This is a genomic window from Pseudomonas putida (genome assembly GCF_050989985.1).
Taxonomy (GTDB): Bacteria; Pseudomonadota; Gammaproteobacteria; order Pseudomonadales; family Pseudomonadaceae; genus Aquipseudomonas; species Aquipseudomonas putida_AI.
The window spans coordinates 4,488,439-4,500,387 of sequence record NZ_CP158815.1 but is presented as its reverse complement, the minus strand read 5'-3'; the positions used below and the strand labels follow the sequence as shown (position 1 = coordinate 4,500,387).

The 11,949-nt window shown below is 61.4% G+C and carries 10 protein-coding genes; 3 read left to right on the top strand and 7 right to left on the bottom strand.

What is annotated here, in order from left to right:
- Positions 1 to 91 precede the first annotated feature (91 nt).
- A complete protein-coding gene (ligD, locus tag ABTV29_RS20475; RefSeq protein WP_433766500.1) occupies positions 92 to 2,161 on the top strand; it encodes a DNA ligase D in 2,070 nt (689 codons plus the stop codon).
- A gap of 137 nt (positions 2,162 to 2,298) precedes the next feature.
- Here ligD and ABTV29_RS20470 read toward each other — a convergent pair whose 3' ends face one another.
- The 7 genes from ABTV29_RS20470 to potE all read right to left on the bottom strand — a co-directional run bounded on the left by ABTV29_RS20470 (position 2,299) and on the right by potE (position 9,883).
- On the bottom strand, positions 2,299 to 2,973 hold the full coding sequence (locus ABTV29_RS20470) for a DUF3313 domain-containing protein (protein WP_433766499.1): 675 nt from the start codon (positions 2,971 to 2,973) through the stop codon (positions 2,299 to 2,301).
- A 46-nt stretch (positions 2,974 to 3,019) separates the two neighbouring features.
- A complete protein-coding gene (locus tag ABTV29_RS20465) occupies positions 3,020 to 4,288 on the bottom strand; it encodes an OmpP1/FadL family transporter (protein WP_433766498.1) in 1,269 nt (422 codons plus the stop codon).
- 290 nt (positions 4,289 to 4,578) lie between these two features.
- The gene (locus tag ABTV29_RS20460) at positions 4,579 to 4,854 is read right to left on the bottom strand and encodes a DUF3303 domain-containing protein (protein WP_433766497.1); all 276 of its coding nucleotides are present in this window, start codon (positions 4,852 to 4,854) and stop codon (positions 4,579 to 4,581) included.
- A gap of 219 nt (positions 4,855 to 5,073) precedes the next feature.
- Complete coding sequence (locus ABTV29_RS20455; protein ID WP_433766496.1) at positions 5,074 to 5,616, bottom strand: phosphohydrolase; 543 nt, start codon at positions 5,614 to 5,616, stop codon at positions 5,074 to 5,076.
- Complete coding sequence (locus ABTV29_RS20450; protein WP_433766495.1) at positions 5,613 to 6,014, bottom strand: hypothetical protein; 402 nt, start codon at positions 6,012 to 6,014, stop codon at positions 5,613 to 5,615. The genes ABTV29_RS20455 and ABTV29_RS20450 overlap by 4 nt, the downstream gene beginning before the upstream one ends.
- Before the next feature lie 177 nt (positions 6,015 to 6,191).
- On the bottom strand, positions 6,192 to 8,477 hold the full coding sequence (locus tag ABTV29_RS20445; protein ID WP_433766494.1) for an Orn/Lys/Arg decarboxylase N-terminal domain-containing protein: 2,286 nt from the start codon (positions 8,475 to 8,477) through the stop codon (positions 6,192 to 6,194).
- Positions 8,474 to 9,883 carry a putrescine-ornithine antiporter gene (gene potE / locus ABTV29_RS20440; protein ID WP_433766493.1) on the bottom strand — a complete coding sequence of 470 codons (1,410 nt, stop codon included), beginning with the start codon at positions 9,881 to 9,883 and terminating at the stop codon, positions 8,474 to 8,476. Before potE ends, ABTV29_RS20445 begins: the two co-directional genes overlap by 4 nt.
- Positions 9,884 to 10,068: 185 nt before the next feature.
- On the opposite strand from potE, the gene ABTV29_RS20435 reads away from it, so the two are divergent.
- Positions 10,069 to 10,398 carry a hypothetical protein gene (locus ABTV29_RS20435; protein WP_433766492.1) on the top strand — a complete coding sequence of 110 codons (330 nt, stop codon included), beginning with the start codon at positions 10,069 to 10,071 and terminating at the stop codon, positions 10,396 to 10,398.
- Positions 10,399 to 11,489: 1,091 nt separating this feature from the next.
- Complete coding sequence (locus tag ABTV29_RS20430; protein WP_433766491.1) at positions 11,490 to 11,906, top strand: organic hydroperoxide resistance protein; 417 nt, start codon at positions 11,490 to 11,492, stop codon at positions 11,904 to 11,906.
- Positions 11,907 to 11,949: the final 43 nt, after the last annotated feature.

Below are 11,949 nucleotides of genomic sequence, written 5' to 3'. Positions count from 1 at the left end.
CAACGTCGATGGAATTTTTGTCCATGCCGTTCGCTCTGCTGAGAAACAGGCGCGCTGATGGCGCGTCCTGCCGCGACCAGCAGGGTGAGCCATGTACAAGGACCTCGTTGACTACCAATCCAGAGCCAAACCCGGAGCCATCAAAAGACCGGCCACCCAGGCGCGCCAGGAAAAAACCGCAGCATTGACCGGCGCGCGCAAAGCGAAACTGCCCGACCAGATCAAGCCTGAACTGGCGACGCTGGTTGAACGCGCCCCGGACGGTCAATGGAGCTATGAGGTCAAGTTCGACGGTTACCGGATCATGGCGCGCATCGACCACGACGACGTCAGGCTGTTGACCCGCAACGGCCACGACTGGACCCACAAATTGCCGGGACAGGCCAGGGCCCTGGCGGGACTGGGCCTGGAATCGGCCTGGCTCGACGGCGAAATGGTGGTGACAGACGAGCAGGGCGTGCCGGACTTCCAGGCGCTGCAAAACGCCTTTGATGCCAATCGCAGCGGCCACATCCTCTACTACCTGTTCGACCTGCCATACCTCAATGGCGTGGACCTGCGCGAAGTGCCGGTGGAGGAACGCCGTGCGGCGCTGGCAACCGTGCTCAAGACGTCAAACGACCCGCTGCTGCGGTTTTCCGATGCCTTTAGCGAAGACCCGCAGGCCCTGCTCGACAGCGCCTGCCAGATGCGCATGGAAGGCTTGATCGGCAAACGCCTGGGGTCGCCTTATGTGTCCCGACGCAGCAGCGACTGGATCAAGCTCAAGTGCAAGCATCGGCAGGAATTCGTCATCGTCGGTTTCACCGAGCCCAAGGGGTCGCGCAGTGCCTTCGGGGCCTTGCTGCTGGGCCTGCATGACCGCGACAGCGGCCAGTTGCGCTACGCCGGGAAGGTCGGCACCGGGTTCACCGAAGCCACCCTGGCCAGCATTCATGGGCAACTCAAACCCTTGCAGACGAAAAAGCCGGCGCTGGTCAATCCACCCGGTGGCGCCGAGTTCAAGACCGTGCACTGGCTCAAGCCGCGGCTGTTGGCGGAAGTGGCCTTTGCCGAAATGACCAAGGAGGGTTCGGTGCGACACGCAGTGTTCCATGGCCTGCGTGACGACAAACCGGCCCGGGAGATCACTGAGGAGCGTGCGAGTACCGTGAAAACTTCAGCCGCGAAAAAGCCTGCGTCTACTAAAAAACCGGCCGCTGCCAAAAAGGCAGTCGCCTCCAAGCCATCCGTTGCGCCGAAAAAAGCCGATCCCGCGCCGTCCCAACTCGGGCTGGCCGAGGGCAAGGTACGCATTACCCATCCTGATCGGGTCATCGACGCCAGCAGCGGCACCAGCAAAATGCAATTGGCCGAGTACTACGCCAGCGTTGCCGAGTGGATCTTGCCGCAACTCAAGGACCGCCCGGTGGCGCTGGTGCGGGCGCCGGACGGGATCGCCGGGGAACTGTTTTTCCAGAAGAACGCCGAGCACCTGGCCATCCCCGGCATCGTGACCCTGGACCAGGCACTCACCGGGCAACCGATGATGCTCATCAACAACGCCGAAGCACTGGTGGGCGCGGTGCAGATGAGCACCGTGGAGCTGCACACCTGGAACGCCACTTCGGACAACTTCGACAAACCCGACCGCTTCGTCCTCGACCTCGATCCCGACCCGGCGCTGCCGTGGAAGCGCATGGTCGAGGCGACCCAACTGACCCTGACGGTGCTCGATGAATTGGGGCTCAAGGCGTTTCTCAAGACCAGCGGCGGCAAGGGGATTCACCTGGTGGTGCCGCTGATCCGCACACTCGGCTGGGACGAGGTCAAGGATTTCAGCCACGGGATCGTCAGCCACATGGCGAAGATGCTGCCGGAGCGTTTTTCCGCAGTGTCGGGGCCGAAGAACCGGGTAGGGCGGATCTTCATCGATTACCTGCGCAACGGGCTGGGCGCCACCACCATTTGCGCCTACGCCGCACGCACCCGAGAGGGGCTGCCAGTGTCTGTGCCGCTTTTTTACGATGAAGTTGGAGAAATCAAGGGCGGCAACCAGTGGACCATCCACAACGTGCACGAACGCCTGGCTGAAGTGGGCGATGAACCCTGGGCGCAAATGAAGAAGACCCGGCAGACCATCACCGCCGAGATGCGGCGGCGGGTGGGGATGAAAAAATAATCATCGAGGGAATCCGCAACACCTGTAGGAGCGAGCCTGCTCGCGATGGACCCAGGAACGGCGCTGGGTGTCAGGCACCCAGCGTTATCGTTGACGACCATCGCGAGCAGGCTCGCTCCTACAGAAAAGCAATGCGGTTATTTGATGAACGCTTGCAGGTCGCTATTCAGCTTGTCGATCGCCGCCTTGAAGTCTTGGGCGGTGACTTTCTGGCTTTCGTTGGACAGCTGCTTGCCGAATACCTTGCGCACAACCTTGGCCACGGTCTGGTTGTTTTTTGCGTCGATGAACTCGGCCTCGATATACAGCTCGGTGTCCTGATCGCGGTGGCCGGTGGCGGCCTGAGTCGCGCCAACGACGGCAGCGATGGGCACCACTTCATACCATTTCATGCCTTCGTTCGAAGCGCTCACCCCGGTGATGGCCGCTTTCATGATCAGGGTCTTGGAACCGGCCGGCGCTGCGCTCGGGCTGGAGACCACCCGGTATTTCTGCCCCAGTGTCTGCTTGGCCCTGTTGGTCATGTAGTTCTGGATGTCGGTGAGTGTCTGCTGGTTGACCCGCTCATTGGGCTTGGGCGCCGGATAGAGTTCCAGCTTGTTGAACGCCACGGTGTTGTACGCATCGGGGTTCCACGACGGGCTCACCCAGCGCATCGCCGTACCGCCGCTTGGCGTGGCGACTTCTTGCAGGTTGTTGTAGTTGGACAGGTAGCCGGAGTATTGCTCCCGCTCGGTGACTTTCGAGGTGCAGCCACCGAGCAGTAGCCCGGTCAGTGCGGCGCCGACAAGCAAGTTTCGCGACAGGTTCATAGTGCTGGTTGCTCCTTGGTTTGAACGTTTTGTATGTCTCGGTTCATCAGAAACGCCAGGTCATGTTGCCGGTTACCGCTTGAATCCAGGCGTTGTCGAATTGACCGGAAATTCGATTGCCCGACAAAGATTTGCTCTGGTCCACCGGCATGTCGCCCATCCAGATCATGGCCCAACTGACGTTCACGTCGGTGTCCCTGTTCAGAGCATAGGTGGCTCCTGTCGCAATGCGCCAGGATTCGGCCATGGGCACGATCACCGAACGCTTGCCGTCGGAAACGGCACTGCTGTCGTAAGCCACGCCGAAGTTCCACAGCAGCTGCTGGGTAGCCTGGTATTGCCCGCCGAGGGACAGGTGCCAGGTGTCCTTGAAGCCCGCATCGATATTGGTCGAGCGGGCTTCGTTTGCCGAGGTGTCGACCTCGATGCCGATATCGCCGAATTCCGACCAGTCCTGCCAGTTGACCGAGGCCAGCAGCGCCCATTGCCGGTCCAGTTGCTGGAACAGGCTCAGGGTGACGGTTTGCGGCACGGTGATATCGAGTTTGGTCGTGGTGCCGTCCAGGCGATTGAGCAACGGCCCGTTGCCCTTGATGTCCAGGCCGTCCTCGAACTCAAGGTCGACCTTGCTGGTGTAAGTCAGGCCAATGCGCGTACCGGGTTGCGGGGCGTAGATCACCCCGACATTGGCGCCGAAACCCCAGTCCTTGTCCTTGTACTTGAACTGGCCGTCATCGCGTTCGGTGAAACCGAATGGAGAGCGGTCGATGGCGGTCTGCGCCTGCAGCATGCCGTACATGGCCTTGACGCCGATGCCCACCGACCATTGCTCGTTGAAGCGATACGCCACGCTGGGCACCATCGACAAACCGAGCAGGCTGGAGTTCTGTGAGAAGTAGCGCCCCGACCAGTCATTGTCGTAGTTGACCGCCAGGCCGAAATCGCCGTACTGGCCGAAGCCGACGCTCCAGTGATCGTCCAGTTCATGGCTGACGAAAAAGCTGCCGCCAGGCAGTGGCTCGAGCGCATTGCCGCTCCCACTGCCGGACACATTGGTGTCGTCGTCGCGATCGAACTTGATATCGCCGTACAGCACCTGCAAGCCCGCGGTGATCTGCGTGCCCGGCAGGTAACTCATGCCCGCCGGGTTGCTGGCGATGGTGGAGGGGCCCTGGGCCCGGGCAGCGGCACCGGCGTTGGCCAGGCCGACGTTATCGGTCCCCACTTCATAGAGCAGGATGCCGCCGGCGTGTGCTTGCTGGCTGCACAGGGCAAGCAGGGTGAGGGCGGGCAGGGTCGCTGTTTTTGTCGGCATCGGGCTACCTCAAAGACAGATGGATAACGATGTGCGGGCGAGCAGGATCGAGCCTTTTAGACGGGCTGCGCGGTCACCGTCATTTATAGGTTCCCCCGCGAAGAGAGTAGGTTTGAATTGAGAAAAATCCAGTAACAGGTTCACCACAACCTGGCCCGGTGTCAGTCAGGGCGGGCTGCGCGAGAACTGCCGCGATGGCAGATGGCAGATGGCGGATGCTGGAAACGTATCCGGGAAAATGTTGCAGCGCGAAATGGGGCGGCGAGCATCGCTCACTGCCCCAACGGCGATTACTTGCCGATGCCCGCCAGCAGAGGCGCCATCTGCTCGTCGGTCAGGGCAACCTGAACCTCCATGGTCATGAGATCGCTCCATTCCAGTACCCACTTCTGAATCAACGCCGGATCACTGGCCTCGGCCACGCCGAAACCCGCGGCGCCACCGACGGCGTACCAGCGCCCGATCAGTTTCACGCCTGCGGGGGGAGCACCGCCGGTCTTGAGAAAACGCTCGATCGCACTGTTTCGATTTGCCGAACTGAGCGTCCAGTTGACGATGAATAACATCGGCCACCTCCTGTTGCGCATTGGCACCGGTTTTCCATGGCTTGCCTGACTGGCGCCGGAGTCAGGGTCGCACTCGGTTTCCAGTTCCGTCCTGGCTGGTGTACTGCCAAAGCTCCCATGTGAAGGCATAGCAGCGTGGCGCATCGCGCGTACGACCGCTGATCCTGTTCGGGAGGATTTTCAGGGTTGAAAGGCTGTCTGTTTCATCAACGAAACTTTTCACCAGCGAAACATAGGCAGCGGGCGTAGCGGGGAACGCAGCAGTTGCCGTGCGGAAAGCTTCAGCAGCATGGCGTGGAAACCATGGTCGGGAAACATCGACTGGATGGTTTTGATGAAGGCTCGCGGCAGGCCGAAGCGCACCACTCCGAGGGACACATCGATCAGGTCCGCTTGCCGGAATGGCTCGACAGTCGTTGCGTGTGTCGACCCATAGGCGCGGATTTTGTGGTGCTCCAGAATCAGCGCACTCACTTCCTGGGCGAGGTCGCCGCGATATCTACTGTCGAGATATTCGGTGGCCTGGCGCACCGAGGGCGGCAAGTAGTCCAGAGTGTTGTCGGTCCAGATGCCCAGGTCGTGGAACCCCGCGGCGATCTGCACCGCTTCACTGGGCGGGCCCTGGAGACCACGCAGGGCACAATAGAAATTCAGCATCCGGTAGATGTGATTGCGATAGCCCGGAAGGTCGGGGCCCACCGCGAGGGCGAAGGAGGTGAGTATCTCGTCAGTGACGGGGAATTCCAGGACGGGGTCCATCATGTATCCCGCAACAGGTCGTTGGCGTTGAGCACGTCGTAGGCGATTTCCGGGTATTTTTCCATGGCGCGGCGAATGGCGGCGGGGATCGAGGCGCGGGTTTTGCGGCACAGCCCCGGCAGCTCGCCGACCTGGATGTTGATGCCGCGCATGGTCCGCACTTCGTTGAAGCCGGGGGCGATGTTCACGCGAATGCCCAACTGGTCGAACATCCGCCGTTGCAGGTGCTGCAGGTCGTTGAAGCTCGACAGGTTTTCCAGGCGCTCGATCAGGCGCTTCTCTTCATTGCGGGTCAGAAACAGGATGCGCACGTCCGCCCCCGGTGTTTCCAGCAACGGGTCACGCCCGCAATCGCAGGCACCGGGCGGGCAGGGTTGGCGGATCGGCGCAGAGGTGGTCATGGGGTTCAATCATAGAGCGCTGTGATCGAGTTTGCCCATAGTGTTTGGACTGATGGAGATCCCCTGTAGGAGCGAGCCTGCTCGCGATGGTCGTCAACGATAACGCGGGCTGTCTGAATGCCCGCGCGGCCTGGACGTTTTTCGCGAGCAGGCTCGCTCCTACAGTGGGGGAACCTGTTATTTCAACACCAGCATCCGATAACCCCCGCCCTCGGCCTCGATCCCATGGGTGTCATGGGTGAATCCGGGGAAGGATCTGTCGAAGGCTTCCAGCGCCTTCAGATAGGCCAGCAACGGGCCGTCTGCGGGACCTGCGTTCTCGCCCGGCATCAGCAACGGAATGCCCGGCGGATACGGCACGATACCGGTGGCGGCGACGCGTCCGGCGGCTTCTTCCAGGGTGACCCGCTCGATGTCGTTGCGTACCAGTTTCTCGTAGGCCTGCACCGGGCTGAATACCGCTTGCGGCAGCATGCCGAAGGCCTGGGCCATGCTCGACGTGGTCTTGTGTTGCTTCATGGCGGCGAAGATTTCGTCGGCCAGGTCCTTGAGGCCCATGCCGGCGTAGCGGCTCTGGTTGGCGACCAGCAGATCCGGCAGGCACAGCTCCAGTTCGACGTTGTGGTCATAGTCGCGCTTGAAGTCGAGCAGGGAGTTGACCAGCGTGCCCCATTTGCCCTTGGTGATACCGATGGAGAACAGGAACAGCAGGGTGAAGTCGGTGGTTTTCTCGACCACGATGCCCTGGTGCCCCAGGTACGCGCTGAGTATGCACGCCGGGATGCCCCGGTCGAGCAGGTTGCCGTCGTCGCCCATGCCGGGGCTGAGCACCGAGACCTTGATCGGGTCGAGCATGCAGTAGCCGTCTTCGATATCGCCGAAACCGTGCCACACCTCGTTGGGGTGCAGGACCCAGCAATCGGGCTCGCTCTTGAGCAGCGTCGGGTCGACTTCATGGAAGGGCAGCGTGGTCTCGCCCACCTGCACGGTCGGTGGCTGCCAGCAGGTGAAGAACCAGTCGTTGCGGCTCGCGATCTCGTCGTGCATGCGCGAGATGACCTGGCGGAAAGAGATCGCTTCTTCAATCGACTCGGTGGTGAGGATTTGCCCGCTGGGCGCCTCCATCATTGCCGAACTGACGTCGCAGGAGGCCATGATCGCGTAGTTGGGCGATGTCGAGGCGTGCATCATGAACGACTCGTTGAAGCGTGCGTGATCGATCGGGTTGCGGCCGTTGCGCACGTGAATCATCGAGGCCTGGGACAAGGCCGCCAGCAACTTGTGGGTCGATTGCGTGGCAAACACGGTCGGCCGGTTGGCGTCGTGATCGTCCGGGCTGCCGTGCATGGCATGGCGGTCGCGGTACAGCGGGTTGAAACGCGCATACCCGTACCAGGCTTCGTCGAAATGCAGGCGGTCGACGCTCTGGCCCAGCAGTTCCTCGACGCGCGTGACGTTGTAGGTCAGGCCGTCGTAGGTGGAGTTGGTGATGATCGCGTGCACCGGTGTCGGATCGATGCCGTCCTTGACCAGCGGGTTCTTGGCGATGGCCTCTTTCACGCGGGCAGCGCTCAGGGTTTGCGGCAGGATCGGGCCGATGATGCCGAAGCGGTTGCGCGTCGGCACCAGATAGGTCGGCAGCGCCCCGGACAGGGTCATCGCGTGTTCGGCGGATTTGTGGCAATTGCGGTCGCACAGGGCGACCTGATTGCGCGTCACGCTGGCCATCAGTATCACCCGGTTGGAAGTCGAGGATCCGTTGGTCACGTAGTAGGTGCGATGGGCGCCGAAGACCTTGGCGGCATAGCGCTCGCCCTGGCCGATGGGGCCGCTGTGATCGAGCAGCGAACCCAGTTCGCCGACGGAAATCGACAGGTCGGAGCGCAGCAGGTTTTCCCCGAAGAATTCGTAGAACGCGCGCCCGGCGGTGCTTTTCAGGAACGCCGTGCCGCCGGCATGGCCAGGGGTGTGCCAGGAGTATTCACAAGAACCGGAGAACTTCACCAGCGCCCCGAACATCGGTGGCAACGCGGCCTGGCGATAGCGCTCGATGGCCGCCAGGATGCGCCCGCTGAGGAAGCGGCTGGTGTCTTCGGGCAGCCAGATGAAGTCGTCGGCGTTCTGCATGACCACCAGCGGAATGCTGGACGCCGTGCTGCGGTCACTGATCAGGAACACCGGTACCCGGGTGTTGCGTTCGCGCAGGCTGGTCAGCAGGTTGATGCAGTGCTCGTGGCCTTCGCTGTCGTCCATTTCCCAACTGAGCAGCAGGCACTGGATGGCCGGGTCCGAGCGCAGGATCGAGGTGGCGTCGCTCAAGGATTCCGAGGCCAGTACGTGGATGCCGCGCTCTTCTACATCGCTGATCAACTGGTTCAGGGCGCGGCCGAAGACCGTGCGTTTGTCCGGCGGGCTGCTGACCAGCAACGCCAGCATGCCGAGGGCCTGTTTATGTTCCGTCATGATTGAATCTCCCGAGTTGTTCTTTTCAAGCGGTAGACCGGCACCGGTTCGCCAGTCATGTGCTGCGCGGCGACGGTTTGCGTCGGTACGCTGTTATTGATGGCTTCGAGCCGGATCAAGCGGTTGTTGACGAAGCCGAAGATCGTGTAGCCGAAGATGGTCGCCACGCCGCCCAGCATCAGTGCCTGTTCCCCGGAGCTGTAGAGCGCCAGGTAGCTGTAGGCCGCCGCGACCCAGGCAACGATGTTGGTGACCAGCGCTTTGCCGGCGGGCACGTTCGAGACTTTTTGCAGGGTCATCAGGGCGGCCATGGACAAGATGTATGGCACCAAGTTGGTGACCACCGCGAGATTGACCAGGGTGTCGAACTGCTTGCTCAGGTCCGGGCTGATGGTCAGCAGGCCGAGCGCCGTCTGCGCAGCCAGCAACACCAGCATGCCGACAATCGGCGTACCGGCCTTGTTGACCCTGGCGAAGATCGACAGGAAATAACCGGTGTCTGCCGAGCTTTTGTAGACCTGGGCGATGGTGAACTGCCAACCCAGCAGCGAGCCGATGCAGGCCAGGACCATCAGGCCCATCACGATGTCACCGACCAGAGGCGTGAACATCTTGGCAAAAACCAGTCCGAACGGGGCGGTGGAGGCCGCCAGTTCCGGGTTGTCGACGATGCCGGCGATGACGTTGGTGGACAGGATGTAGATCACCGCCGCGCCGAGGGTGCCGCCGAGCACTGCAATCGGAACGTTCTTTTCCGGGTTTTCCACCGCATCGGTGTTGGCGCATGCCGATTCCAGGCCCAGGAACGCCCACAGGGTAATGGCTACCGATGCGTTTGCCGCTTCGAACCAGCCTTTGCCGTGGGGGTTCCAGCCGGCGGCGTAGATGCTGCTGTCGAACCAGAACCAGCCGACGGTGGACACCAGCACCACAGGGGCAATCACTCCCCAGACCGTAATGGCGCCGATTCGCCCGGTAATCCGCGCGCCGCCGAAGTTGGCGAAGGTGGTGATCCACAGCAGCGCGATGGTCGCCAGCCCCACTTGCAGAGAGTTCAGATGAATATGAAACAGCTCCTGGATGTAGCCGACCGCCGTGATGCTGATCGCCACGTTGGCAATCAACAGCGACAGGCCATAGGTGTAGTTGGTCAGGTAGTTGCCGGCCTTGCCGAAGGTGTATTCCGCGTAGCCGCCCATGCCACCGGTCTTGCGGCTGAGCATCCCGCAACGGGCAAAGGCATAGGCCAGGGCGAGGGAGCCGGTGGCGGTGATGAGCCAGGACAGAATGGAGATACCCCCGACTTCCGCCAGTTTCGACGGTAGCATCACGATGCCGGAGCCCAACATGTTCACGGCGGTCAACATGGTCAGTTGCCCCACACTCATTTTCTTTGCGACTGACATTCCGTTGCCTCTTTGAGTTGCCGAAGGGAGCCTTAGCTATAGCAAAGTATTGAAATGTCGCAAGAAATCGGGTTTCGCCGATTGACATCAGTCAGTGTTTTCGGGGTAAGGCACTATGCTGGCCCCCGGGTTGCTCGCTTGTCGCCAGAATCGCTTCATTTTCAGGCGGTTAGGGAGCAAAGCGAATGCGAAATATATGGATCGCGCTGATCTCGGTCGGTGTCGCGGGTCTTGCGCTGTCTGCCCAGGCCAGGGAACTCAAGGACAGTGACCGTTATATGTGCAGTTGGGGGGCGGGGACGGCGGCCCGGGCGCAGGAACTGAAGTTGTCCGGGGTTTCGTTGTATGCGGCGCGGCAGAAAATCCAGGCGTACAAGTTTTCCAAGCCATGGATGCGGATGACGGCGATGGGGATTACCGAACAGACCTATGACAGCCCGACCAGGATCAAGCCGGCGGCGGTTCGGGCGAGTTTTTATGAGGATTGTGTGAGGTATAAGTTGGCGCGGCGCTGAGGTCTTGAATTGGGGACATATCCATTGCTGCGGTAACGGCGACTTATGGTTTCGCCCTTACGGCGAGTCACTTTTAACAAACGCCCGGAGTGCCGGCCCAGTTAAAAGTAACCAAAAGCGCTCGCCCCGGCGTCCGGCCCCTCGCTGAGGCTCGGGGTTCCTTCGCTGCGGCATTCATCCGGGGGCATCGCCTCCGGTTTGCTTCGCTGCACCTCCTCTCGATGTGTGCGGCTGCGCCGCACGGCGCTACGCGCCTTACCCCCGGATGAACGCCTCCACTCAGCCTCCCGAAGGGGCGGGTGGATCAAGATCAACAGCGGCAGGCGAGCTAACGCTCGGCCTGTTGAGTGGTGAGGAGCGGAGCGGGTGTACGCCGTCCCCTGTAGGAGCAAGGCTTGCCCGCGAAGGCGGCCTGACAGCCGACACATTTCTTCCTGATGTGCCTCAACTCCTGTAGGAGCGAGCCTGCTCGCGATAGTCGTCAACGGTAACACTGGCAGCCTGACACCCCGCGGTGTTCTGTCGTCCATCGCGAGCAGGCTCGCTCCCACAGGGGACCCGCGCAATCAGGCCGGCCGGTCGGCCGCCTCGCTTTTGATTTTGATCTGCCCCGTCGGAAGGCCGAGTGGAGGTGTTCATCCGGGGGTAAGGCGCGCAGCGCCGTGCGGCGCAGCCGCACACATCGAGAGGAGGTGCAGCGAAGCAAACCGGAGGCGATGCCCCCGGATGAATACCGGAGCGAGGGAACCCTGAGCCTAGGCGAAGGGCCGTACGTCAGGGGATAAAAGCGCTTGGTTACTTGGCGCTTTTCCAAGTAACCCGCCGTAAGGGCGGAACCATAAGCAGCCATCACCAAAGAAACGGATATGTACCCAATTAACAACACACAGGCCTGATCGCGCGAATGTCCCCAATCCATTTTTGTAAATGAGATCGACTTCGTCGGCCCGGGCGCCTGATTGACCGGCGCCGTCTATATTGAGAAACCGGGTCCGTGGCGGGGGATCGCAACCCGCCCGGCTCAAGCATCGGCAGGCCGTTTTCTGATTCACCTGACATCGCATGAACCCCAATTCAATCAGGAGATCATCATGACCCAGCTCGACAAAGTCTTGTACACCGCCAAAACCCACACCACTGGCGGCCGGGATGGCGCATCCAGAAGTTCGGACGGTATTCTCGATATCAAACTGTCGTCCCCGGGCGCGGGCGGTGGCGGGACCAATCCGGAGCAACTGTTCGCCGCTGGCTGGTCGGCCTGCTTCATCGGCGCCATGGGCGTCGCGGCCAAGGAGCTGAAGGTGGCACTGCCCAAGGACGTGGCGGTCGACACCGAAGTCGACCTGGGCACCAATGAAGGTGGCTACCTGTTACAGGCACGGCTCAATGTCAGCCTGCCTGGCCTGGATCGCGAAACGGCACAGAAACTGGTCGATACCGGGCACAAGTACTGCCCCTATTCGAAAGCCACTCGTAACAACATCAATGTGGTTGTGAAGCTCGCCTGAGTTGAACAACCAGGTCCTGGCGACCGATAGCGCAAACATCGTC

What these genes read in the sequence shown, in the direction of transcription:
- ligD (WP_433766500.1), top strand. Translation starts at nt 92, where the DNA reads ATGTACAAGGACCTCGTTGACTACCAATCCAGAGCCAAACCCGGAGCC.
- ABTV29_RS20470 (WP_433766499.1), bottom strand. Translation starts at nt 2,973, where the DNA reads ATGAACCTGTCGCGAAACTTGCTTGTCGGCGCCGCACTGACCGGGCTA.
- ABTV29_RS20465 (WP_433766498.1), bottom strand. Translation starts at nt 4,288, where the DNA reads ATGCCGACAAAAACAGCGACCCTGCCCGCCCTCACCCTGCTTGCCCTG.
- ABTV29_RS20460 (WP_433766497.1), bottom strand. Translation starts at nt 4,854, where the DNA reads ATGTTATTCATCGTCAACTGGACGCTCAGTTCGGCAAATCGAAACAGT.
- ABTV29_RS20455 (WP_433766496.1), bottom strand. Translation starts at nt 5,616, where the DNA reads ATGATGGACCCCGTCCTGGAATTCCCCGTCACTGACGAGATACTCACC.
- ABTV29_RS20450 (WP_433766495.1), bottom strand. Translation starts at nt 6,014, where the DNA reads ATGACCACCTCTGCGCCGATCCGCCAACCCTGCCCGCCCGGTGCCTGC.
- ABTV29_RS20445 (WP_433766494.1), bottom strand. Translation starts at nt 8,477, where the DNA reads ATGACGGAACATAAACAGGCCCTCGGCATGCTGGCGTTGCTGGTCAGC.
- potE (WP_433766493.1), bottom strand. Translation starts at nt 9,883, where the DNA reads ATGTCAGTCGCAAAGAAAATGAGTGTGGGGCAACTGACCATGTTGACC.
- ABTV29_RS20435 (WP_433766492.1), top strand. Translation starts at nt 10,069, where the DNA reads ATGCGAAATATATGGATCGCGCTGATCTCGGTCGGTGTCGCGGGTCTT.
- ABTV29_RS20430 (WP_433766491.1), top strand. Translation starts at nt 11,490, where the DNA reads ATGACCCAGCTCGACAAAGTCTTGTACACCGCCAAAACCCACACCACT.